The organism is Myxococcaceae bacterium JPH2 (genome assembly GCA_016458225.1).
GTDB lineage: Bacteria > Myxococcota > Myxococcia > Myxococcales > Myxococcaceae > Citreicoccus.
Genome location: JAEMGR010000034.1, coordinates 1 through 24,166 on the forward strand (window position 1 = coordinate 1; position 24,166 = coordinate 24,166).

Genomic DNA, 24,166 nt, shown 5'->3' on the forward strand with positions numbered 1-24,166 from the left:
GACATGCCCGTCGCGGTCCTCGCCACCCTCAAGGCCGGCGCCGCCTACCTCCCGCTCGACCCGTCGTATCCCTCCGAGCGTCTCGCCTTCATGCTCGAGGACACCTCCGCGCCTGTCGTCCTCGCGCACGCCACCTTCGCCTCCGCGCTTCCGTCCTCCACCCAGGCCCGCATCCTCCGCCTCGACGAGCACGCCGCGGACATCGCCCGTTGCCCCACGCACCCGCTCGGGCTGGAGCTGTCCACCGAGGCGCATTGCTACTTCGTCTACACCTCCGGCAGCACGGGCAAGCCCAAGGGCATCGTCATGTCCCACCGCGCGGTGGGCTACATGCTCGACTGGCTCACCCCGCGCCACGTCGTGGCCACGGGCACCACGCTCCAGTTCGCCTCGCTCAACTTCGACGTCTCCTTCCAGGAGCTGTTCGGCACGTGGCGGCTGGGCGGGCGCGTGCTGCTCGTGACGAGCGCGCTGCGCCAGGACCCCGTGGAGATGCTGCGCTACATGGTGCGGCACCAGGTGGACCGCCTGTATCTGCCCTTCGTCGCGCTCCAGGCGCTCTGCGACGCGGCCGCGCACGAGCCCGAGCTGCCGCCGCTCGTCGAGGTCATCACCGCCGGTGAGCAACTCCAGGTGACGCCCGCGCTCGTCGCCTTCTTCGAGCGACTGCCCGGCTGCATCCTGGAGAACCAATACGGCCCCTCGGAGGCGCACGCCGTCTCCACCTGGAGGGCCTCGGGCCCGCCGCGCACGTGGCCCGCGCTGCCGCCCGTCGGTGTGCCCATGCCGCGCGTGCAGCTCTACGTCCTCGACGCGCGGGGAGAGCCGTGCCCCATCGGCGTCCCCGGCGAGATATTCGTGGGGGGAGACACCCTGGCCCACGGCTATCACGCGCGGCCAGACCTCACCGCCGATCGCTTCATTCCCTCACACCTGGACACCGCGCCGGGAGCGCGGCTCTATCGCACCGGAGACAAGGCCCGCTGGCTGGCCAACGGGAACCTCGAGTTCCTCGGCCGCCTCGATGGCCAGGTGAAGCTGCGCGGCTTCCGCATCGAGTTGGGCGAGGTGGAGTCCGCCCTGCGCGCCGCGGCCGGAGTGAAGGACGCCATCGTCGTCGTGCGCGAGGACACGCCCGGCGTTCGCCGCCTCGTGGGTTACCTCATCGTGTCACCGGAGACGCAGTGGGAGCCCGAGGCCCTGCGCACGGCCCTGGCGCGGCGACTCCCCGAGTACATGGTGCCCGCCGCGCTCGTCCGGCTGGACGCCCTGCCGCTCATGCCCAGCGGCAAGGTGAACCGAGGGGCCCTGCCACCGCCCGACGCGAGCCAGGACGGCACGCTCCAGCGGATGGCACCGCGCACCGCGCTGGAGCTCCAGCTCGCGCGCATCTTCGAGGAGGTGCTCGGAGTCGGCGCCATCGGCGTGCGCGACAGCTTCTTCGAGCTGGGCGGCCACTCGCTGCTCGCCGTGCGGCTGCTGGCCCGCGTGCGCGAAGCGACCGGCCGCGCGCTCCCCGTCGCCACCCTCTTCCAGAACGCCAACGTGGAGTCGCTCGCCGCGGTACTGCGACAGGAGGCGGAGGGAACCCGCGCGGACTGGTCCCCGCTCGTGGAGTTCCGAGGCGGCAAGCAACAGCGGCCCTTCTTCTGCGTCCACGCCGTGGGCGGCAACGTCCTCAGCTACATCGAGCTGGCTCGAGCCCTGGGAGACGCACAGCCCTTCTACGGACTCCAGGCGCGCGGACTGGAGGGAGATGTGCCGCCCTGCCAGAGCATCCCCGAGATGGCGAGGCTCTATCTCGCCGCCATGCGCGCCGTGCAGCCCAAGGGGCCCTATCTGCTCGGAGGCTGGTCGCTGGGAGGTTCCATCGCGCTGGAGATGGCCCAGCAGCTCCGCCAGCAAGGCGAAGAGGTCGAGCTGCTCGTCCTCATCGATACCTACGCGCGGCTCGTCCCCAAGGGAGAGACGCCGAACCTCCAGGTGGAGGCCACGCGCGCGAGCACGCTGTTCTACCAAGACCTCCTGCGAGCGGCCGGCCACGCCCTGCCACTGCCCGACGCGGAGCTGGAGCAACTGGAACCCGCGCGCAGGCTCCAGCTCCTCGAAGAGGCCAGCCGAGCCACCGCCGCGCAGCCGCTCCAAGCCCTGCGCGACGTGTTCCAGACGCACCTGCTGCTGGGCTGGACCTACGAGCCGCGAGCGTATCCGGGACGCGTCCTGCTCCTGGAGGCGAGCGAGCCCGCACGCACGCGAGGCTGGGAGGAGTTCGTCACCGGCCCGCTGGAGGTCCAGACCATTTCGGGCGACCACTACTCCATCCTGCGAGGCGCGCGCGTCCAGCAACTCGCCACGGTGTTGCGAGAAGCCCTGGAGCGAGCCCGAGCCGCCCGACCGGAGCAGGCCCGCTCGGCCTGAGGCGCCACCATGTCGACCGCTCCCGCGCCCACCTATCCCGCGAACAAGTGGCTCATCACCGCGTCGGTGTCCTTCGGCACGTTGATGGCGGCCATCGACGCGTCCATCGTCAACGTGGCGCTGTCACAGATTCGCGCCTCGGTGGGTGCCACTACGCAGGAAATCACCTGGGCCTCCACCAGCTACTCCATCGCCACGGTGATGGTGATGCCGCTGTCCGCGTTCCTCGGGCGCATGTTCGGACAGAAGCGCTCGTATCTCACGTGCCTCGCCCTCTTCATCGGCGGCTCGTTCCTCTGCGGCCTCGCGTGGAGCCTGCCGGTGCTCATCCTCTTCCGCTTCATCCAGGGCCTGGGCGCGGGCGCGCTGCCGCCCACCGAGCAGGCCATCCTCCGCCAGACGTTCCCTCCCGAGGAACAGGCCATGGCCATGGCCCTCTTCACCATGGTCATCACCGTGGGCCCCGCCGTGGGCCCCACGCTCGGCGGCTACATCGTCGACAACTTCCACTGGTCGTGGATCTTCTTCATCAACCTCCCGCTGGGCTTCATCGGCCTGTTGATGGTGGGCCGCTTCGTGGAGGAGCCCGAGGACGTGCGCCTCGCCCTGCGCACCGCCGCCGAGGAGCAGCGCCGCAACATGGACTGGTCCGGCATCATCCTCATGTGCGTGGGGATGGCCTCGCTCCAGTTCGTCTTCGAGGAGGGACAGAGCCATGACTGGTTCGAGTCCCCCGAAATCGTCGCCGTGGCCCTGGTCGCCGCCGTGGCCCTGCCGGCCTTCGTGCTGCGCGAACTCACCGCGCCCGTGCCCGCCGTCAACCTGCGCCTGTTCAAGGACCCCGTCTTCACCTCGGGCACGGTGCTCGGCGGATTGATGTTCTTCATCCTCGTGTCGAGCATGTTCCTGCTGCCGCTGTTCATGCAGGAGCTGCTCGGCTTCACCGCGATGCAGTCGGGCCTGGCGCTCATGCCGCGCACGCTGGTGATGATCGTCACCATGCCCATCGTGGGGCGGCTCTACTCGCGCGTCCCACCGCAGGTGCTCATCAGCTCGGGGCTGCTCATCGCGGGGTTGGGCGTCTACCGCTGCGCCAGCTTCACGCTGGACACCGGCGCCATGGACATCGTCATCGCCATCTTCCTTCAGGGGCTCGGCACCAGCCTGCTCTTCGTGCCGCTCAACACCGTCGCGTTCGATGGCATCCCTCGACCCAAGCTCGCGGACGCCTCCGGGCTCAACACGCTGTTGCGTCAGCTCTCCAGCTCCGTGGGGCTGGCGGTGTTCGCCGCGCTCCTGGCGCGCTACACGGCCCAGGCGCACGTGGGCGTCTCGGCGCAGCTCGCCTCGGACCGGACCGACGTGCTCGACCGCGTGGCCCAGTACCAGGCCAGCTTCATGGCCAAGGGCATGGACGCGCTCAGCGCGCACGAGGCCAGCCTCCGGCTGTTGGCGGGCTCCGCCTTGCGACAGGCCACGGTGCTCGCCTTCGACAAGCTGTTCCTCCTGGGCGCGCTGCTGTTCCTGCTCGCCGTGCCCCTCATGCTCTTCCTTCGGACCGCCCCCAAGGTCGCCGCCAGCGTCCCGACGCCGACCCCCGAGCCCCCGAAGGCTCACGTGGACGTGGAGATTTGACGCGATGACCGCGAAACCCAGGCTGGTCGAGAACGAAGGCAAGGGCACGGCGGATGGCGCGAGCCCAACGCCTCCGAGCAAGGGACGCCAGGGCGCGCTCGTCCTCGGCGTCCTCACGAGCGCCATGCTCCTGGGCCTGGGCGGCTACAAGCTGCTCACGCTCGGCCAGGAGTCCACCGACAACGCGCAGGTGGAAGCGGACGTGGTGCCGGTGCATGCCCGCGTCGCCGGGCAGGTGTTGCGCGTGCGCGTGGCCGACAACAGCCACGTCTCCCAGGGCGATGTCCTGGTGGAGTTGGATCCCGCGGACCTCACGCTCGCCGAGCAACAGGCCGAGGCCGAGCTGGAGTCCGCGCGAGCCCAAGCGGACGCGGCCCAGGCGCAGGTCACCGTCGCCGAGGCTGGCGCACGCGGAGGCCACTCCACCGCGCGAGCCCAGGTGTCCGCCTCCGCCGCCGAGGTCAGCCGCGCCGAGTCCGGCGTCGCCGTCGCCCGGGCCCAGCTCGCACGCGCGGAGGCCGACGCCGGACGCGCCAACGTGGAGCTGGAGCGCGTAGCCACCCTCAAGTCCGATGGAGCGCTGTCCCAGGCGGAGCTGGACGATGCCCACGCCGCGCAGGCCTCGGCCCAGGCCGCGCTGGATGCCGCGCGCGCGCAGCTCGCCTCGGCGGAGCAAGCCCGACTCGCGGCCACCAGCCACGTGGCAGAGGCCCAGGGGCAGCTCGACCAGAGCGCGCCCGTGGACGCGAAGATCGCCGTCGCCCGCGCCAGCGCGGCACTGGCCCAGGCCCGGATGCGCTCCGCCGAGGCCACGCTCGCCCAAGCCCGGCTCCAGGTCGCGCGCACGCGCATCCTCGCCCCGGCCGACGGCGTGGTGTCTCGCCTGGGCTCGCGCGTCGGTCAGCTCGTGTCCGCGGGGCAGGCCGTGGCCCAGCTCGTCCCGACGCGCACCTACGTGGTGGCGAACTTCAAGGAGACGCAGGTGGGCCACATGCGCGAGGGGCAGCGCGCGGAGGTGACGGTGGATGCCTTCTCCGGCCGCAAGCTCGTGGGCCGGGTGGAGAGCCTCTCGGGAGGTACGGGCGCGCGCTTCGCCCTGCTGCCCCCGGACAACGCCTCGGGGAACTTCGTGAAGGTGGTGCAGCGCGTGCCCGTGCGCATCGCGTGGGACGCAGCCCCCGAGGACCTCCGCTTGCGCGCCGGACTCTCTGTGGAGGTCACCGTGTTCACCGACAGCGCCACGCCCCCGGCCTCACCACCACGGGAGGCGCGGGGCGTGAGCGCCACCACGCCTCCCTGATTCACCTTCAGGGACGGCGAGGCGCGGCCAGGAAGGCGGACGTGCTCGCCTGCTGCGCGTTCCGGAACGCGATGCACAGGTCCGTCGCCTCCAGGATTCTCGCCAGCGACCGAGCCCCTCCCTCGGCGTGCTGGCTGCGCTCCCGATAGAAGGCGCTCACGTCGGCGCGGTGCTCGGCGTCGCAATACCCTTCCGCCACGAAGAAGAGCCCCCGCACCAGGTCACCGGGGAGTCGCGCCGCGAGCGCGTCGTAGTGCTCCTTCACGAACGCATAGACGGTGTCGCGCGTGCGGTAGTCGGAGGAGGTCTGCGCCACGACGGAGAAGAGGGTCTCTCGCGGGTCGAACTCGTCGGAGAGCAGCAACAGCGGGAGCTGCGTGCGGATCAACTCCGGACGCGTGATGCGCCCGAGCGCATTGAGGAGCCTTTCGCGCACCGCCCAATCCTTCTCCGTGCGCAGCGCCTGGAGCAATTGGGCCTGCCACGCCGCGTCTGCGTTCAGCGAGGCAATCGACAGCACCGTCTCCACCATGTCGGCCGCCACCGCGTCGTGGTCCACCAGCCACCTCTGCGCCAACACCCGCGCCTCCGCGCCGAGCACTGGGTCCTCGCCCGCGCAGCCCACCAGTTGGGTGAGCTGCACGCGCAGCAAGCGCACGTCCTCCGAGTCCCCCTTCCCCGTCACCAACCCCAGCTTGCGTGCCCGCGCGCCGTACAACTCGCGCACCAGCCGGACCCGCGCCTCGCGCTCGGCGTCCGTGCGCAGCACGAGGGGACGCGCAAGCTCCAGCAGCGACTGCGACGTCACCACCTCCATCCGCTCCGAATCCTTGAAGCGGGACAACAACCCGAGCGCCTCCGACGTGGGCAGCGCGCCCGCCTCCGCCAAGGCCTGCGCATCACCGAGCAGCGCCATGCTCTCGGTGCGCGTCAGGCGCGTCAGCCCCTCGGCCTTGAGTCCCTCCCAAGCCTTGCCCGTCACGTGGGCGCGCAGGTACCCCGCCCCCTCCGCGTTGGGATAGACCCACGTCGGGCACACCGTCGCACCCGGCAGTGGCAGCGTCGCTTCCTCGGACTCCAACACCGTACAGGTCCGCAGCGTCTGGCCCTTCACGCCGTACTTGAGACACAGCGGAACCTTCCAGGACTGCGCCGCGACTCCCGTCGAACCCAGCGGCAGATAGCGCTGCTGCCGCAGCGTCACGCGCGGCGCGGCGCCCGCGCAGTCCAGCGCGACGCTCACCAGCGGCGCTCCGCCCTGGTCCATGAACGAGCCCAACACCTGGCTCACATCGCGGCCCGCCGCCTCGGACAGCGCGGACAAGAAGTCCGCCGACGTCGCCGTTCCACCCGCGTGCGCGCGCACATAGCGCTGGATGCCCTGGCGGAACGTGTCGTGCCCCAGCCACTCCTCCGCCATGGTGAGCACCGCGCTGCCCTTGCCATAGGTGATTCCATCGAACGCGCTCTCAATGTCATCCGCGGACGCGATGGGCTGACGCAAGTGCCGCGCGGCCACCAACCGGTCGCTCTTGAGGGCGCGGCCTCGGACCTTCATCTGCTCCAGCGGCGCCTGCCACGACGGCTGCCATCCATCCACGATGCGCAGGGAGATCCACGACGCAAAGGACTCGTTGAGCCACAAGTCATCCCACCAGCGCGGGGTGACGAGGTTGCCGAACCACTGATGCCCCAGCTCGTGCGCCTGGATGATGGCGAACGTGCGCTGCCGGTCGATGCTGTCCGCGCCCGGCGGGGCCAGCATGATGGCCGACTGGAAGGTGATGAGCCCGGGGTGTTCCATTGCGCCCGAGTGGTGCGCCACCGACAGCACGTCCAGCTTCTCGTACGGATAGGGCATCCCGAAGTAGTCCTCGAGCCGCGCGAGCAGCTCGGGCGTCACCTTCGCCGCGTACTCGGCCTCCGCCACTCGTCCGCGCGGGGTGATGACCCGCGTCCGCACGCGCTTCAGCCCGGCCGGGCCGGCCTCCGCGACCTGGAACGGCCCCACGCCAAAGGCAATCAAGTAGCTGGGCAGAGGCTGCGTCCGCGCGAAGCGCACGACCTTGCCGCCTCCGGCCTCCACGGACTCTGCTTCCACGTCCGTGTTCGACACCGCCATGGCGCCCGCGGGCACGTGGAGCGTGAGTTGCCAGGGCACCTTGAAGCCCGGCTCGTCGAAGGAAGGAAACACGCGGCGCGCGCCCAACGGCTCGAACTGCGTATAGACATACCAATCCCCGCCCTCCTCCACGCGGAAGGCGCCATGCGTCTCCGAAGACGAGGCGGCGCCCTGATAGACAATGCGCATCCGCGCGGGGCCCGGCGCAAGCGGACGCCCGAGCGAGAATCCCAGCCACGGCGCCTCCGCGCGGCCCAGCGTGACGGGGAGGGACTGCCCCGCTTGCTCCAGCGAGGCCGACTTCACGGTGAGCGCCTCGCCCTGAAGCCACACCACGGCCGAAGGCGCGGACACCTCCAGCGCGATGTCCAGCACGCCCTCGAAGGTGGGGGACTTGGGATCCACCGTCAGCTCCGCCGCGTAGCCCGTGGGGCGGACGCCCTCGGGAATGCGCAGGGCCGGCACCGGAGGAAACTCAGCCTTCGCCGAGACCGCTTTCGCGGATGCGGCGTCATTGGACACAGGGCCCGAGCGCTGGGGTGCGCCACAAGCCACGAGCACGGAACACAGCAGGAGCAAGCGTCTGGACATCGGTTCATTCCTCTCAGCGACGACCGAGGCACAGCGGGTTGAACAGCGTTCGAGCATGGCTCCGCCACTCCCACTGGCGGCGGGGCAGCAGAGACATGGCCATGACAGACAGCTCAGCCGCGGGGCGCTCCCCTGAGGCGGGTGGCTATCTTTGACTCAGCAGGAAGGAGGTCGCAGACACCATGCCGGAGATCCGCGAGGGAGCGCCCCAGCCACAGAGCAACGAGGAGCGCGAGCGCCAGGCCGAAGCCCTGGAAGAAGTCCCTGGCCACACGCCCTTCGTGGCCGAGGGAGACGACGAGGATGCCCCCCACCGGGAGCATCGCTATCCAGACCCCGACAAGACACCGGGCCGAGCGGAGGGCTGAAGGCCCGCCCGCCGCTCAGTCCGCGCGCATGGCCACCAGCGGATCCACCCGCGTGGCGCGCAGCGCGGGAATCCACGTGGCCAGCAGCGACACGCCCGTCACGACCAGCGCCAGTCCCCCGAAGACGAGCGGATCCGTCGTGCTCACGCCAAAGAGCAGACTGGAGAGGACTCGCGTCGACGCCCAGGCACCCACCAACCCCACCGCCACGCCCAGCAACGCCAGACGCATGCCGTGGCCCACCACCAGCCGCCGCACGTCCGCCGGACGCGCGCCCAAGGCCATGCGGATGCCCATCTCCCGAGTGCGCTGCCGCGCCATGTAGGCCATGACCCCAAAGAGGCCCACGGCCGCCAGCAACAGGGACATGCCCGCGAACATCCCCACCAGCAGCGACACGAAGCGTGGCCGCGAGGTCGCCTCCTCCACCCGCTGCGCCATCGTCCGGACCTCGCCCACGGCCAGCCCCTTGTCCAGTTCGGCCACGGCCGCGCGCACGCCGGACACCAGGCCCCACGCATCCCCGCGTGTCCGCGCCGCGAAGGCCATGAAGAAGAACGTGCGCTGGAGCCCCGGCACATAGACCTCCGGCCGACTCGCGTTCCCCAGCCCGTCGTAGCGAACGTCCGCCACCACGCCCACCACCGTGAGCCAGGGCGTGGTCTCACCGCCCACGCGGATCCGCTGCCCCACGGGATTCGCGCCCGCCCAGAACCGGCGCACGGCGGCCTCGTTGACCAGCACCACCGGCTGCGTCTCCGAGGTGTCTGAACTCGCGACATCGCGTCCCTGGCGCAGTGGGATGCCCAGCGTCGTCAGATACCCCGGCGTGATGCTCTGGAACCCCACCGAGGGCATGTCCGCGGGCGTTGCGACCGGACGACCGTCGATCTCCAATCCCTCTCGGATCCCCGCCCCACCGAACGGCAGGTCCGACACGGCCCCCACGCTCATCACGCCTGGAAGCGCGGCCACCTGCTGGCGGACCTGCTCGAAGAACTCCGCCTGCCTCGCGGAGGGGTACTTGTCCACCGGAAGCGAGAGCTTCCACGTGAGCATCGAGTCCACCTGGAAGCCAGGGTCCACGGACTGCAAGCGCCACAGGCTGCGCATGAGCAGTCCCGCGCTGATGAGCAACACCACCGCGAGCGCCACCTCGGCCACCACGAGCGCGCTGCGCGAGCGGCTCCGCGCCTCGGTCGCGCGCCCGTTGCCGCCGCGCCGCAACACGAGGCTCAGCTCGGGGGAGGACGCCTGGAGCGCCGGCATCACGCCGAAGAGCAGCCCCGTCATCAGCGAGACGCCCGAGGTAAAGGCAAGCACCCGCCCATCCATCCGCACCTCGCCCAAGCGCAGCAGGTCGGGCGGCACGATGTGCAGCAAGCCATCCAGCCCCCACATCGCCAACAACAAGCCGAGCCCGCCAGCCACCACCGACAACAGCAGGCTCTCCAGCAAGAGCTGACGCACCAGCCGCCCTCGCCCAGCGCCCAGGGCCGTGCGCACCGCCAGCTCCTGACTCCGCGCCGCGGCTCGCACGAGGAAGAGGTTGGCCACGTTCGCGCAGGCGATGGCCAGCACCAGCCCCACCGCGCACAGCAGCACCCAGAGCACCGGCTGCGAGTCACCCACCACCTGCTCACGCAACGGCACGAGCGCGATGCCCGAGTGCGCGTTCTCGTCCGGGTGGTCGCGCTCCAGCCGCGCCGCCAGGGTGGACATGACGCTCGCGGCCCGCTCGGGTGTCACGCCGGGCTTCAAGCGGCCGAGCACGCGCAGGAACGACGTGCCGCGCCGCTCGCTGAGGTCCTGCGCGGTCCCCATCTCCAGCTGCGGGATGTCCTTGATGGGCGCGGGCACCCACAGCTCCGGGGACTGCGAGGCCACGCCCTGCGGCACGATGGCGGGCAAGCCAAAGTCCGGGGGCATCACCCCGAGCACCTCGTAGCTGCGCCCATCGAGCCGCACCGAGCGCCCGATGACTCCCGGGTCCCCGCCAAAGCGCCTCACCCACAGCCCATGGCTGAGCACCACCTCCTGCCGTGGCCCATCCGCATCCGTGCGGGCCTGGAACGTGGTACCCAGGAGCGGCGAGCGGCCCAGCACCTGGAAGTAGTTGGTGGACACGCTGGCCGCCATCAACCGCTCGGGCGTGCCCTCTTCCGAGAGGCTCACCGGCAGCGAGGAGAAGGCCGCGAGCCCCTCGAAGACGTCGTTCTGCGCGCGCCAGTCCCGGAAGTTGGCGGGCGACACCGACGTGCGCCCCACCTCGGGGAAGTGGCTCCACAACAGCATCAGCCGGTCGGCGGCGGGATACGGCAGGGGCGCCAGGAGCACCGCGTTCACCACGCTGAAGATGCCGGTGTTCGCGGCAATCCCCAGAGCCAGGGTCAGCACCGCCACGGCCGCGAACGTCGGCTGGCGCCACAGCGAGCGCGCCGCGTGACGAACTTCCTGGATGACGTCCGACATCAGATCCTCCTCGCAATCCCACCTGTACCGGCCCACCACAGCAAGGGACAGGCCAGGGTGGGAGCGCGCGGCAAGTCACTGGAATCCCTTCGCCGGAGGGGATCCGGACATGTCAGCCATGGGAACCCACTTCCCAGTTCCGAACAACCGGGTGCCGTCCGGCCACGAATCTGGAGGACCCCGGACTCCTGCCACGCTTGGACTGCCCGGACATCTCGTAAAGTGCGCGCGTGGCGAGACTCGTGGCGATGTTTGGACCGTGCAGGGGCGTGGCGCGGAGGTTGGACGCGGCGTTGGTGATTGGCCGTGCGTGCGAGGGTGGCTGGCGGCTGAGAGACGAGCAGGTGAGCCGCGAGCACTGCGCCATCGAGCCCAATGGCTCGGGGCACACGCTGCGGGACCTGGACTCGAGCCACGGCACCTGGCTCAACGGCCAGCGCATCCAAGCGCCCGCGCGGCTGCGGCCGGGAGACCAGGTCTCGGTGGGCGAGAGCATCCTCGTCTACGAGCCCACCTTCGACGCCCTGCGCGCGAGCGACGGCGAGTCCACGGTGGTGCTCACGCGGACCAAGGCCACGCCGCTCCAGCGCGCCCGAGCGCCCGGTCCCGAGGTGCTCGCGAGGGCCGGAGAGCTGGCCCTGCGCATCGCGAGGCCCGGCACGCCAGACGCGCTCGCGGACATGGTCTTCGAGGCCCTCGAGTCCGCGCTCCAGCCCACCGCCCTGGTCCTGCTGCGCTTCAGTCCCCGAGGACCACGTCCGCACCAGACCTGGCCCACGGGGGCCCACCTCACGGTCAGCCGGGAGCTGGTGGGTGGCGTGCTCAAGGAAGGCTGCGCGCTCGCGATGACGGAGCCCCAGTTCCGCGCCGAGCCGGAGGCACGCCACGCCCGGCTGGCCCAGCGCGCCGCGCACGTGCTCTGCGCCCCGATGTACGCCGGAGGCGCGCCCGTGGGCGTGCTCTGCGCGGTCCGCGACGAGCCCTTCCAGGCCGAGGAGCTGGCCCTCGCGGGAGCACTCGCGGGCGTGGCAGGCCCTGCCTTTTCGTCACTCGCACCGCCGACGCCCGTCGCGCCGTCCCCGCCCCTGGTGGCGAACAGCCCGGCCCTGCGCGAAGTGTTGCGCGCGGTGGACGCCGCCGCGCGCGCCCACACGCCCGTGCTCCTGTCCGGCGAGCGAGGCACGGGCAAGCAATCGCTGGCGCGCGCACTCCACGCCCAAGGCTCCCGCGCGAGCGGCCCCTACGTCGTGCTGCGCTGTGGCGCCGACACCTCGGAGAACATGCTGCTCGACGCGCTCACGCAGGCGGAGGGCGGAACGCTGCTCGTCGGTGACGTGCCCGCCCTGCCCGCGCCACTCCAGGAACAGCTCGCCCGGGTGCTGCGAGAGCAGGTCCTCCATCATGCGAGCGCCCGCGTGAGCACACCGGTGGACGTGCGCGTCGTCGCGACAATCCGAGAGCCCGCGCGAGAGGCGGTCCGCGCCGGCACGCTGCGCGAGGATCTCCACCAAGGCCTCGCAGACACGGTCCTGAACGTCCCGCCGCTGAGAGAACGCCCCGAGGACGTGCTCCCCCTCGCCGAGCACTTCCTCTCGCTGCTTGCTCCCGCGCTCGGCCACACCCCTCGCGGCTTCACGGACGAGGCCCGCGCGGCGTTGCGTGCCTGTGCGTGGCCCGGCAACGCGCGACAACTCGCCAACGTCATCGAGCGGGCCCTGCTGCTCATGCCCGTGGCCTCGGTCCCTGTCGGTGAGCGGGACCTCTTCCCGGATGCCCCCGTGCGAGAGCGCTCGCTCGCCCCGAAAGGCGAGGCGCGCGGCACGCTCAGCTCGCCGCCGGCCACCGCGCCGTGACGCGCGCCCGACGCGGCGGTCGGAAGGCACCCGAGGGACGGCGCTTCGACTTCTGTCGCAGGAAGCGCGTGACGTGCCGACGGCGGTAGCACGTCATCAAGCGGTCCTCGTCGTTGAGCAGCAGAATCCACCCACGCGACTGCCTCGCCAGGGAGGAGCCACGCAGGTGCGCGGGCAGGTCTCGCTCCAACACGGTGAGATGGGTGGCGCCACACGCTCGCGCGGGCGAGCCGAACTCGAGGATGAAGGCCACCACCTCCTCGCGGAGCCTCCACCGCGCGCACTGCTCGAGGAAGAGCTGGGTGAGGGAGAACACGGATGACGCGGGGCTCTGGCGCATGTCGACGACCTCCTGCCCTCCCCCATTTCACACGCCGTTCCAACGCATGCGGCCTACGGATTCCGCACCCTTGCGAAGGCATCCAGCCCCAGTGAGAGACATTCCGTCAATCGCTTGCCCCGCTCTGCCTGCCAGCACGACATCCGCCCCCCCCGTGGACGCCGTCACCCCGGTTGAGCTAGCAGGAGCCCATGCCGACGCTCGCCCTGGTCCGCCATGGCCAATCCCTGTGGAACCTCGAGAACCGCTTCACGGGCTCCGTGGACGTCCCGCTCACTGACCAGGGCCGCAGGGAGGCACAGCAGGCCGCTCAGGCGCTCCAGGGCATCACCTTCGACGTCGCGTACACCTCCGCGCTCAGCCGCGCTCAGGAGTCCCTCACGCTGCTGCTGGAGCGGCTGGGCCAGCTGCCCCCCATCATTCGCGATGCGGCCCTCAACGAGCGCAACTACGGCGACCTCCAGGGCCTGAACAAGGCGGACGCGGCACGGCACTTCGGCGAGCAGCAAATCAAGCTGTGGCGCCGCTCCTATGACGTGCCGCCGCCCAACGGCGAGTCCCTGGAGATGACCGCGAAGCGCGTGCTGCCCTTCTACGAGCGGGCCATCGCGGGCGACCTGCGCCTGGGCAAGAACGTGCTCGTGGTGGCGCACGGCAACTCCAATCGCGCGCTCATCATGAAGCTGGATGGACTGACGGGAGAGCAGGTCGTGGGGCTGGAGCTGGCCACGGGCAAGCCCGTCGTCTACGAGCTGTCCGTCGAAGCGACGGTCCTCGCCAAGCGCGTCCCTTAGTTTCCAAGAAGCATGACGGGCCTCGCGCCCGGCCGGCCCTTCGCGGGCCTCCACCGAGAAGGGGCCTGCCCTCCACGGTGATTGAATGAGCAGGCCGCCTGCCCGTCTGACGCAGCGAGTACACGAAACCAAGGACGCCGCCATGAAGGCCCTCACCCTCGCAGTTGTGATGCTCACCTCCGCCGCAGCCCTCGCGCAGCAGGCCCCGACTGTCGCCACGGGCACCCCCGCCGCGAAGGCCACCGCGCCCGCGGCTCCGGCCACCGCCGCCGCGAAGGCCGCCGCTCCCGCCGCCACCGCCGCGCAGCCCCAGGGCTTCGGCCCGGACGCGGAGCTGATGCGTCGCCCGCCGCCCCCGGGTCGCCCCATGCCGGACTCGCCGGACTACCGCGAGGGTGAGACCGAGCGCTACCGGGGCCGCGGGCTCGTGGTGGTGGACCGCGACGCCGTGGGCCGCAAGCTGGCGCGCCTGGAGGAGCTGCTCGACGACGCGATGGACCGCCGCGACGGCCAGTCGGCGCGCAAGGCCCTGCGCCGCGCCCAGGATGAGCTGGAAGAGCTCCAGGAGATGATCTCTGACGCGCCGCCGCTCGGCTCGAACGGCCCGCCCCGCCCGACCCCGCCGTCGCCCCCGGTCGTGCAGCCCATGCCGGACGGGGCCTTCCAGCGACTGACCTCGGCCATGTCGCGCGAGGCCTTCGCGGAGGACAAGATGCGCATCCTCACCAGCGCCACGTCCCGTGAGCACTTCGTGGTCGCCCAGGTGCTGCAGGTCCTCAACCAGTTCAGCTTCTCGCAGGACAAGCTCGAGGTGGTCCGCGCGATGAAGCCGGGCCTGCTGGACATGCAGAACAGCTACCAGCTCTACAACGCGTTCACGTTCTCCCCGGACAAGAAGCGCCTGCAGGAGATCCTCAACAACTGACGGACTCGCCCTCGGGCGGTCCTCCCGGGCGTCGCGGAGTCAGCTCCGCGGCGCCCGTCGTGTTTTCAGCGCCCCTGCAGCGCGGTCCAGATGGCACGAGACTCGGGCGCGCTCACGGGAGCATGGAGGCTGGCCGTCACGCGTCCCTCGGCATCGAGCGCGAGCACATAGGGCGTGCGGCTGACGGGGAGATCCAACCGCCGCGCCATGTCTCCGTTCTTGTCCATCCAGGTGTCGGTCCAGAACCGCGGAGGCACCTGCTTCCTCGCCTTTCCGCGCGCCGAGCCATCGCTCACGAAGAAGGGCGCTCGCACGCTGATGAACGAAGCGCGATGCACCGCGGCGGGGACATGCGCCTGGGCGGTGTCGAACCAGGCGCGCATCGCCGGCCCCGCGTCCTTGTCGGTGATGATGACGACCAGGGTGGGCCGCCCGTCCAGCTCGCGGCTGTCATGCGGCTGGCTCCGCAAGTCCCGGGTGGGGAACTCCGGCAGGTGCTGTCCCAGGGAGGGAAGCGCCTGCACCGCGGGAGACAGGGCGAGCGCGATGAGCACCACGCCCTGGCGCCATCCTTCTGGGATTCCGCGTCCCATCGTGCACCCGCTCCCCGCCCACGTTAGGGCCTCTCCTGGAACGTGTGCACGCGACATTCACCCCTCCAGGTCGTGCGGGCCGAGCAGCAAGGCGCTCGCACGCTGGAGCGCGCCTCAGAAGGCGGTGGACATGAACACGCCGCGCCCGATGGCCATGATGCCCCCGACGATGAACAGCAGGGACACGATGACCCCGGCCATCGGCAGCGCATAGCCCGGCGGCGTGCGGCGGCGGTTCATCGACATGCACACCTGCGCGACGACGGCCGCCAGCACCATCATCACGATGTGGCCGATGAGCGCCGGATAGTAGACGCGCGTGATGAGCACGCAGATGCCCACCAACACCTGCGTGTGCAGCAGTCCCGCGTAGGACGCGCCCAGGATGCGCCCCACCTTGTCGAAGGGACGCTGCGTCGCCAGGCCGAAAGCGAAGTACGCGACGGCGAGGACACCCGCGAGCAGCACCAGGTAGCGCAGGCCGGAATGCAGATGGAAGAAGAAGGTCATGGGGCGCGGTTTAGCAATCCGTGAGGCGAGACGCAGCGACTACGAGGGGTCCGGCTTCGGAGTCTTCTTCGTGCTGGCTGGCAACGCGGGCGCCGAGATGACCTCCGCCGGGGGCAGCTCGCCCGTGAGGCTCTTCAGGAACGCCACCAGGTCATCCACCTCGGGGTCCGTCAGGACGCGGCCCAGCTGGTGCCGGCCCATCAGCCGCACCATGGTGGGCAGGTCCGTCACGCGGCCGTCGTGGAGATAGGGCCCCGTCTTCTCGACGTTGCGCAGCCCCGGCACCCGGAACTTGCCCAGGTCGTCCTCTTCGTGCGTCACCTCGAAGCGCCCCGGGTCCTTGAGGTCGGGGAACGCCTCCACCAGCCCGAGCTTCTGGAACGACGTCCCGCCCACGGCCGGGCCGTTGTGACACGTGGTGCAGCCCGCGGACACGAAGGTCTCCAGGCCGCGTCGCTCCTGCTCGGACAGGGCACCGTGCTCGCCCATCAGGAAGCGATCGAAGCGGGAGGCCGTGGTGAGCTGGCGCTCGAACGCGGCGATGGCTCGCGCGGTGTTGTCGAGCGTCACGGGCTTCGACTCACCCGGGAACGCGGCGCGGAAGCGCGTGGTGTACTCGGGGATGGAGGACAGCGTGGCCACGACGCGCTGCGCGTCCGGCATGGCCATCTCCACGGGGTTGAGGATGGGCCCCTTCGCCTGCGCCTCCAGCGTGTCGGCGCGGCCATCCCAGAACTGCGCGACGTGGTGCCCAGCGTTGTAGACGGTGGGCGAGTTGCGCGTGCCCTTCTGCCCCCGATGCCCGTCGGACAGCGCCTTGTTGTCCACGCCGTACGTGTCGAGCCCGTGGCAGGTGTTGCAAGACACGTCCTGGTTCTTCGACAGGCGCGGCTCGAAGAAGAGCATCCGCCCCAGCGACACCTGCGCCTCGGTGTCTTGGAGGGCGGGATAGCCGCCCTTGGGAGGTTGGAACGCCGCCACCAGCTTGGCGGGCGCCAGCGGAGGACGCGCCGCGGGCTTGGGCGCCTCGGGCTTCACCTCGGGCCTGACTTCAGCGACGGCCGGCTTCGCGGGGACTCCCGAGCGCTCACACCCCACCAGCGACCCCACTCCCACCGCGGACAGCGTGAGCAAAGACAGCACCGGGCGTCGCGACCGCATGGAACATCCCTCCGCATGGCTGGGTGTGGACAGCCAGGGTAACAGCAGCCCGAGGCGCACCGTGTCCCGCTTCCCTTGCGCCACGTGACGCCTGCTTCCCGCAGCCATCAGTGGCCCACGCGCCCAAGCCCGCTTAGGGGCTGCGCAGCGGCACGTCACGCCATGTCGCGAGCCCACCCGCCGCTCGAACAGAGGGCACCGCGCGCGAAGACGCGAAGTCGGCAGGCCCCTCCGCGCTCGCGCTCCCTTGCGCCCGAGGCAGCGAGGCGAGCTGGGCATCCAGCACCGCGAGCGGCCCCCACGCCCGCCCGGCGCGCGCCGACACTGTCGCGGGTGCACGCGCAGGTTCGGAGGGGTGGCTCAGCGCGATGACGAACTGGTCCACGAGGAACGAGGCCAGCAGTCCCGTGGCGGTCCCCGCGGTGTCCCACGCGAGGTCCTTCAGCGAGAACGTCTTGCCGCGCGCCAGGTCATACAGCTCCTTCCCCACGCCCGCGCCCAGCCCCGCGCCCGCGCCGGTGAGCCAGCGCGCGGACGGCTCGTCGAAGAGCAGGGCTCCAGCGCCGTAGCCCGCGCCGGTGAATGCCAGACACGCGCCGAAGTGCCTGGGCTTGTCCGAGCCGAACCATTCATCTCCCGAGGCCGCGAACGCCGGGGACGCGAGCATCAGGGCCAGCACGAGCAAGCAGGACGGGCGCATGATTCCAGGCATGTAGCACCTCGCCGCCAGACTGGAACCCTCGACTGAGGGTGAAACCCACGAGGTCTCATCCCGCTGGATGAACACGCCTCGTGCGTTTTCGAGACGCGGCCCGCGGACGGGCCTATGCTCCGCCAACGTGAATCGACTGGACGCCTCGTTCACCTTCCGGCAGACGCGCCACCCCGCGCTCGACGGCGCGAGGGGACTGGCCGTGCTCGCCATGGTGATGGGGCACGCGCTGGACGCCCTGCTCTCCCCCGCGGTTCGCGACACGCCCTGGGTGCAGCGCTATTGGGAGCTGCGCGGCATCACCGCCCCGCTCTTCCTCGTGGTGAGCGGCTGGGCCGTGGTGATGGCGCTGGGCACCAAGCCCGGAGCCGCCCGCGAGTCCTTCGGCCGCCGCTTCCGCCGCGCCCTGCTGCTCTTGTTCCTCGGCTACTTCCTGCACTGGCCCGGTTGGGGCGTGGTGCGAGACATGGGCTGGACCCCGGCCATGCTCACGCAGGTGTTCATGTTCGATGCCCTCCAGTGCATCGGCACGTCCCTGCTCCTGGGCGCCGTGCTGCTGGTGCTGACGCCCAACCGCTGGGCGCGCCTGGGCGTCCTGTTGGCGCTCGCGGTGGGCATCCCCCTGGTGAGCACGACGATGTGGGGCCTGGGCGAGCACCTGCCCGCGCCCGTGCAACAGTTCATCGGCAACGGAGAGGGCAGCCGCTTCCCCTTCTTCCCCTGGGCGGGCTTCTTCTTCGCGGGCGCCGTCACCGCGCATGTCCTCGGGCTGCTGCGGCCGGGGTGGCCGCAGGGGCTGGCGCTGCTCGCCTTGGGCGGCGCGCTGGTGTGGCTCACGCGCTTCTCGCCCGGCGAGTGGACGGCCACCAGCGCGACCATGGTGCAGTTCCGCGTCGGCCAGGGCTTGCTGGTGCTCGGCGGCGTGAATCTGGTGCCCCAGCGCTTGAGCGCGCTGCTCGCGCCCCTCGGCCGGCTGTCGCTGTGGATCTACGTGCTGCACTTGCCGGTGGTGTACGGCTGGGCCGGCATCGCCGGGCTCTCGGGCCGAGTGGGGCCCACGCTCGGGGTCCCCGCGGCGCTCGGCGTGGGGACCGCGCTGCTGCTCGTCTGCTATCTGCTCGCGCGGTTCCTGAGCTGGGGACGCCGACAGGCGCTGCCCTGGCGTTCCGGCTCCACCACGCTGGGTGCCAACCTGAGTTCGGGGCGCGCCAGCCAGCGCATCTGAGGCGCGCGGCGGCCCTCAGCCGTCCGTGCCCGTACGCGGCAGCTTCGCGGGCGGCGACGTCGCGTTGCCCCGGTCCACCAGCTCGCGCACCACGGACTCCAGGGCGCGGATGCGGCGGCCAGCCCGGCCTCGCGCCCAGGGAGCCACGTCGGGCGAGCCGAGCATCTCCACCGCCTGCTCCACGCCCCCCGCCTTCCCCTTGAGCGCGCGCGCCGTGGCGAGCCGGACGTTGCGCGATGCCTTGCGCGACAGCCCACTGCTCCAGAGCAGGTCCAGCGCGAACGTGGTCCACACCGTCAGCGCGTCATCCGGGCGGAGGAAGGCCTCGAACCGGGCGAGCGCCTGGGCCCGCGATTCGCCCGCGCGGAGCACGTCCTCGGACAGCTCCACGTGCAGCGGCGTGCTGTACGCCAGGGGCTGCTCGGGCGCGATGATGGCCTCGAAGGACTCGCCCGTGGACAGGCGCCGAGCCACCAGGTGCACCAGCTCGGGCGGGATGTTCGCCTCGGCCGGGTGCGCGTTGGCCTCCGCGTAGAAGAGGACCAGCCGCTCCGCATCGTCCGCGAGCGAGCGCAGCTCCGCGGGCGGGCGCCACGCGCCGCGGTAGATGCGGCGTCGGTTGGGAGACGTGCGGCTCGACTGCCGGTCGAGCTGCGTGTCCACCATGAACTCGAACGCCTTCAGCATGCGGTCGAAGCGCTCCGGGTCTCCCTCCAGCTGCCCCAGCAGCTCCACCACCGCCTCGATGGTGGAGACGCAGTGGTCGGCCGGCTCGGCGCGGATGCGGTAGTTGCTCGGGCGGCGCGGCACGAAGCCGATGCGCGGCAGTCCCGCCAGCAGCGGGTTGCGCATCACAACCTTCTTCGCCTGGGGCCAGGTGCCGTCCACGACGATGACGGTCTCCAAGTCGGCGGCGCGGGCCTCGTCCACGGTGATGGCGTTCTCGCCCGGGAAGAGCACCGCCACGCGCTCACGCCGCGCGGCCAGCTCCTCCAAGCGCGCGTGTCCGGTGAAGTCCACGCCCTGGTACAGCTCCGAGTTGGGCAGCGACAGGTGCGCCATGCGCGCGGTGCCGATGGCCACCCGCCGCTCTCGCGGATGCTGCAGGAACACCACGCGGGTGCGCGTCTCCAACTGGGGCAGGTGCGCGCAGTAGCACGCGCTCTCGGGGCGGAAGCAACGCAGACAGAGGGAACGCACGCTGCGGCTTTATGGCACGCCGCCGGGAGGGGCAAGCCCGAGCGACCGTCCGCGCCCCCAGGAGGCGAGGAAACGACGCCCCCGCTCCCCCGCCCGTCCTCCGGTCGATGTCCCTCCCCCGTGAGGCCCCGGACGGGCTAGACACGCCCCCCAGCGTGAACCTGCTCCTGCTGCTCGACGAGGACTTCCTGCCGGACGGCACCGCCCGGCTCACGGGCCGCCGCGCCCAGCATGCCCGCGAGGTGCTCCGCGCCGAGCCCGGTGAAGTGCTCCGCGTGGGCCACCTGGGCGGCCTCACCGGCACGGGCGAGGTGCTGGAGAACAGCCCCGGCACCCTCCACCTGCGCGTGTCCCTCACCGAGCCGCCCCCGCCCCGCGCGGGCGTGGACCTGCTGCTCGCCATCCCCCGCCCCAAGGCCCTCAAGAAGGTGCTGCCCGCGGTGGCCTCGCTCGGCGTGGACCGGGTGGTGCTCGTCAACGCGGCCCGCGTGGAGAAGAGCTACTTCGACTCGAAGGTGCTGGACGGAGACTTCGTCCGGGAGCTGCTCCTCCAAGGGCTGGAGCAGGCCCGTGACACGCGGCTCCCCGAGGTGCTCGTGCGCGAGCGCTTCCGCCCCTTCGTCGAGGACGAGCTGGACACCGTCTTCGGCCCCAAGGCCCTGCGCCTGCTTCCCCACCCTCCGGCGCAGCAGCCCTTGCGAGCCCTGGGCGCGGACACCGCCGAGCGCGTGGTGCTCGCCATCGGTCCGGACGGCGGCTGGGTGCCGTTCGAGGCGCAACTGTTGGAATCCCACGGGTTCCACCCCTTCTCGCTGGGGCCGCGCATCCTCCGCGTGGAGACCGCCGTGCCCGTACTGCTCGGACAAGTGGCGCTTCTGCGAGAAGACATCCCGAGGACGTGACGGCGCGAGCGGACTTGAAGGCGCGCGGGCGCCTGATGAAGAGTGGCGCGCCATGGCCACTCACCCGTCCCAAGCCGCCGCCACGTCCGAGGCCGAGCCGCAGAAGCCGGCCACCTCCGCCCCCCAGCCCATCACGTCCGAGCCGCAGGCGAAGCCCGCCAGCCACGACACGGTGCCTCCGCCCGCGCTGCTCGACTTCATGATGAAGCACTGGAAGCCGCAGGCGCGAAAGCTCCCCCCCAAGCTCAAGCACGCCGAGGCCTTCCGCGCCCGCCGTCAGGCGCTGTCCAAGCTCTTCCCCGGCGAGACGCTCGTCATCCCCACTGGACACGAGAAGGTCCGCGCCAACGACACGTACTACCGCTTCCGGCCGGGCAGCGACTTCTACTACCTCACCGGCAACACCGAGCCCGACTGCGTGCTGGTGCTCCAGGCCAAGGCCGGCGGTGGCCACACGGACATCCTCTTCGTGGAGCCCAACCCGGGCCGCTCCGACTCCACGTTCTTCACCGACCGCGTGAAGGGCGAGCTGTGGGTCGGGCCGCGCCTGGGCGTCAAGGAGAGCCAGGCCCGCTTCGCCATCGAGCACGCGCGCGGCCTCGACGAGCTGCCCGCCTTCCTCACCGGCCTGAAGGACGCACCCACCCGCGTGCTGCGCGGCTTCTCGCCCAAGGTGGATGGCGCGCTCACCGCGGTGGCGGACAAGGACAAGGGGCTCGCCCAGGCCCTCTCCGAGCTGCGGCTGCTCAAGGACGCGCAGGAGCTGCGCGAGCTCCAAATCTCCATCGACGCCACCCAGCGCGGCTTCGAGGACGTCATCCGCGACCTGAAGGTGGCGAAGACGGAGCGCCACGTGGAGGGCATCTTCAACCTCCGCGCCCGCGTGGAGGGCAACGACGTGGGCTACGGCACCATCGCCGCCAGCGGCTCGCACGCGTGCGTGCTGCACTGGACGCGCAATGACGGCCCCCTGAAGCCCGGCGAGCTGCTGCTCCTGGACGCGGGCGTGGAGGGCCACACGCTCTACACGGCGGACATCACCCGCACGCTGCCCATCAACGGGAAGTTCTCCAAGGAGCAGCGCGACATCTACGAGCTGGTGCTCGACGCGCAGCTCCAGGCCATCGAGGCCGTGAAGCCCGGCAACGACTTCATGGAGCCCAACCGCGTGGCCATGCGCGTGCTGGCCGAGGGACTCCACCGCCTGGGCATCCTCCGCACCCCGCCGGACGAGGCGCTCAAGGACGAGAACCAGTTCTACAAGCGCTACTCGCTGCACAACGTCAGCCACATGCTGGGCCTGGACGTGCATGACTGCGCGCAGGCGCGGCTGGAGGCCTACAAGTACGGCAAGCTGAAGGCCGGCATGGTCCTCACCGTGGAGCCCGGCCTGTACTTCCAGGCCGATGACCTCACGGTGCCCGCCCGCTACCGCGGCATCGGCGTGCGCATCGAGGACGACGTCGTCGTCACCGCGCGCGGCTGCAAGGTCCTGTCGGGCGGCATCCCGCGCGAGGTGAAGGACGTGGAGGCGTGGATGAAGTCCGTGTGGAAGGGCGCGAAGCCCCCGAAGAAGCAGGCGGTGAAGAAGGCGGCGAAGAAGCGCTGAGCCGCCGCCGCGCCTACGGCCCGGTCTCGCTGGCTTGGGGGACCGGGGCGTCACCGGAAGGCACGGGCGCGGGCACGGTGTCCGCGGGCTTCACGGCCTGCGGATACGCCTTCTGCCACGCCTCCAGCGACATGGGCTCGATGCGGTTGAGCACGGACATCTCCTGCGCGTAGACGCGCGGCTCCGTGCGGGCATCGGCCTCGACGGTGAAGGACAGGCGGTTGATCTCGTGCCCGTCCTCCGTCTCCACCACCACGCGCCAGTCACCCGGCTTGAGCGGCGCGCCCGGACGCGCCATCGAGCGATAGCCGCCCTCCGAGCCATTGGCCTTCACGCTCGCGAGCCACCCGCTGCCCAGCGACGTCCAGCCCTTCTCGGGATGGTCGAAGAACCAGCGCACCCGCACCTTGTACGCCGCGAAGTTGCTGGGGGCGAAGATGCGGAAGAAGTACTGCGGCTGCTCACCCGCCCGCGCGAGGAAGTGCTGGTTGCCATGGTGCCAGAACTGCCAGAAGGGCCGCTCCTCGTAGGAGAGCTGGTAGACGCCCGGGCTCACCTTCTTCACCTCGTGGTAGAGCCCGCTGTACTGCACCGCCAGCGGCACGGGGGGAATGAGGCCCAGCAGGTAGCACCCGAGCAGCGCCACCTGCGTACCGAACCCCGGCACCGCCACATTGCGCACCAGGAAGTGCATGTCCGGGCGCCACCGGCGGATGACGCGCAAGAGGCCGTAGATGCTCCCGCAGCCCAGCAGCACCGCGAGCGTGAAGACCCACCAGCCCATGCGGCCGAGCAGCACCGGCACCAGGTAGGCGAAGTACAGCGTCACGCACAGGCTGAAGAGCACCACGCGGATGATGGGGCCCAGTTGTCGGAAGCGCGGCAGCTCGTTGGCCACCAGCAGCCCGAACATCGCCACCAGGAAGAAGAACGGCGTGAAGCCCGAGGTGCTCTTGAAGAGGAACAGCGTGAACGAGCTGAGCAGGCTGCCGAAGAAGAAGTGCAGCCCGTCCTCGCGGAAGCGCCACACGCGCGCGAGCAGCTTCGGCGGCTCGGTGCCCTCGGGGAAGCGCTGCTCCAACAGCAGCAGCCCCGCGAGGACGCACAGATAGACGAACGACTGCGCCAGGCTGAAGCCGTCGTCGATGGGGCTGAGCGTGAGGATGTCGTAGAGGAAGCCCGCGAAGAAGAAGAGGGCCATCTCCTCCTTCTCGTAGCGGGACCGGAAGGCCTGCACGCGGTCGATGAGCGTGGGCGTCTTCGCGGTGGCCACCAGGTCGTCGGGATCCACCGCCACGGCGGGGCTCGGCGGCGCGTGGCCCGCGTTCGACTCGGCGGAGGGCGCTCCGGCCGGGTGGGCCGGCGCCTCGGGTGTCTCGTCCTGCTGCGTCTGTCGTGGCTTGGGCGGCGTCGCGTTCAACACGGCATTCCCCTCG

Annotated in this window: 18 protein-coding genes and 1 pseudogene; 10 read left to right on the forward strand and 9 right to left on the reverse strand. The window is 70.9% G+C overall.

What is annotated here, in order from left to right; all coding sequences use genetic code 11:
• The 3 genes from JGU66_31360 to JGU66_31370 all read left to right on the forward strand — a co-directional run.
• Positions 1-2,418 (forward strand): amino acid adenylation domain-containing protein (locus JGU66_31360; GenBank protein MBJ6765286.1); only part of this gene is annotated, 2,418 nt, incomplete at its 5' end.
• Between the two features lie 9 nt (positions 2,419-2,427).
• Positions 2,428-4,053 (forward strand): DHA2 family efflux MFS transporter permease subunit, encoded by a 1,626-nt coding sequence (locus JGU66_31365; GenBank protein ID MBJ6765287.1) that lies wholly within the window; start codon positions 2,428-2,430, stop codon positions 4,051-4,053.
• 4 nt (positions 4,054-4,057) lie between these two features.
• Positions 4,058-5,353 (forward strand): HlyD family secretion protein, encoded by a 1,296-nt coding sequence (locus JGU66_31370; GenBank protein ID MBJ6765288.1) that lies wholly within the window; start codon positions 4,058-4,060, stop codon positions 5,351-5,353.
• Between the two features lie 7 nt (positions 5,354-5,360).
• Here JGU66_31370 and JGU66_31375 read toward each other — a convergent pair whose 3' ends face one another.
• Complete coding sequence (locus JGU66_31375; protein ID MBJ6765289.1) at positions 5,361-8,066, reverse strand: M1 family metallopeptidase; 2,706 nt, start codon at positions 8,064-8,066, stop codon at positions 5,361-5,363.
• Between the two features lie 182 nt (positions 8,067-8,248).
• On the opposite strand from JGU66_31375, the gene JGU66_31380 reads away from it, so the two are divergent.
• The gene (locus tag JGU66_31380; GenBank protein ID MBJ6765290.1) at positions 8,249-8,434 is read left to right on the forward strand and encodes a hypothetical protein; all 186 of its coding nucleotides are present in this window, start codon (positions 8,249-8,251) and stop codon (positions 8,432-8,434) included.
• Between the two features lie 15 nt (positions 8,435-8,449).
• On the opposite strand, the gene JGU66_31385 is transcribed toward JGU66_31380, so the two are convergent.
• Entirely contained in the window at positions 8,450-10,906 is a 2,457-nt protein-coding gene (locus tag JGU66_31385; GenBank protein MBJ6765291.1) for an ABC transporter permease, read from the reverse strand.
• 230 nt (positions 10,907-11,136) lie between these two features.
• Here JGU66_31385 and JGU66_31390 point away from each other — a divergent pair, with 230 nt between their 5' ends.
• Positions 11,137-12,759: a sigma 54-interacting transcriptional regulator gene (locus JGU66_31390; GenBank protein MBJ6765292.1), complete on the forward strand. Its 1,623-nt coding sequence runs from the start codon at positions 11,137-11,139 to the stop codon at positions 12,757-12,759.
• Here the strand turns inward: JGU66_31390 and JGU66_31395 are convergent.
• The gene (locus JGU66_31395; protein MBJ6765293.1) at positions 12,731-13,099 is read right to left on the reverse strand and encodes a hypothetical protein; all 369 of its coding nucleotides are present in this window, start codon (positions 13,097-13,099) and stop codon (positions 12,731-12,733) included. The genes JGU66_31390 and JGU66_31395 overlap by 29 nt on opposite strands.
• A 191-nt stretch (positions 13,100-13,290) precedes the next feature.
• Here JGU66_31395 and JGU66_31400 point away from each other — a divergent pair, with 191 nt between their 5' ends.
• Positions 13,291-13,893, forward strand: a complete 603-nt coding sequence (locus JGU66_31400; protein ID MBJ6765294.1) for a 2,3-bisphosphoglycerate-dependent phosphoglycerate mutase — start codon at positions 13,291-13,293, stop codon at positions 13,891-13,893.
• 142 nt (positions 13,894-14,035) lie between these two features.
• On the forward strand, positions 14,036-14,818 hold the full coding sequence (locus JGU66_31405) for a DUF4476 domain-containing protein (protein MBJ6765295.1): 783 nt from the start codon (positions 14,036-14,038) through the stop codon (positions 14,816-14,818).
• A 65-nt stretch (positions 14,819-14,883) separates the two neighbouring features.
• On the opposite strand, the gene JGU66_31410 is transcribed toward JGU66_31405, so the two are convergent.
• The 4 genes from JGU66_31410 to JGU66_31425 form a co-directional block, all read right to left on the reverse strand.
• Entirely contained in the window at positions 14,884-15,411 is a 528-nt protein-coding gene (locus tag JGU66_31410; protein ID MBJ6765296.1) for a hypothetical protein, read from the reverse strand.
• 114 nt (positions 15,412-15,525) lie between these two features.
• Complete coding sequence (locus JGU66_31415) at positions 15,526-15,921, reverse strand: hypothetical protein (GenBank protein ID MBJ6765297.1); 396 nt, start codon at positions 15,919-15,921, stop codon at positions 15,526-15,528.
• Positions 15,922-15,960: 39 nt separating this feature from the next.
• Positions 15,961-17,082 carry a cytochrome-c peroxidase gene (locus tag JGU66_31420; GenBank protein ID MBJ6765298.1) on the reverse strand — a complete coding sequence of 374 codons (1,122 nt, stop codon included), beginning with the start codon at positions 17,080-17,082 and terminating at the stop codon, positions 15,961-15,963.
• A gap of 133 nt (positions 17,083-17,215) precedes the next feature.
• The gene (locus JGU66_31425) at positions 17,216-17,794 is read right to left on the reverse strand and encodes a hypothetical protein (protein ID MBJ6765299.1); all 579 of its coding nucleotides are present in this window, start codon (positions 17,792-17,794) and stop codon (positions 17,216-17,218) included.
• Positions 17,795-17,874: 80 nt separating this feature from the next.
• Between JGU66_31425 and JGU66_31430 the strand changes: the two are divergent.
• Positions 17,875-19,019 (forward strand): annotated as a pseudogene (locus tag JGU66_31430) (acyltransferase).
• A gap of 15 nt (positions 19,020-19,034) precedes the next feature.
• Here the strand turns inward: JGU66_31430 and JGU66_31435 are convergent.
• Entirely contained in the window at positions 19,035-20,219 is a 1,185-nt protein-coding gene (locus JGU66_31435) for a DTW domain-containing protein (protein ID MBJ6765300.1), read from the reverse strand.
• Positions 20,220-20,374: 155 nt separating this feature from the next.
• Between JGU66_31435 and JGU66_31440 the strand changes: the two genes are divergently transcribed.
• Positions 20,375-21,121, forward strand: a complete 747-nt coding sequence (locus tag JGU66_31440; GenBank protein MBJ6765301.1) for a 16S rRNA (uracil(1498)-N(3))-methyltransferase — start codon at positions 20,375-20,377, stop codon at positions 21,119-21,121.
• Between the two features lie 52 nt (positions 21,122-21,173).
• On the forward strand, positions 21,174-22,730 hold the full coding sequence (locus JGU66_31445) for an aminopeptidase P family protein (GenBank protein ID MBJ6765302.1): 1,557 nt from the start codon (positions 21,174-21,176) through the stop codon (positions 22,728-22,730).
• 13 nt (positions 22,731-22,743) lie between these two features.
• Here the strand turns inward: JGU66_31445 and JGU66_31450 are convergent, their stop codons facing one another.
• Positions 22,744-24,153, reverse strand: a complete 1,410-nt coding sequence (locus JGU66_31450) for a DUF2914 domain-containing protein (GenBank protein MBJ6765303.1) — start codon at positions 24,151-24,153, stop codon at positions 22,744-22,746.
• Between the last annotated feature and the right edge of the window lie 13 nt (positions 24,154-24,166).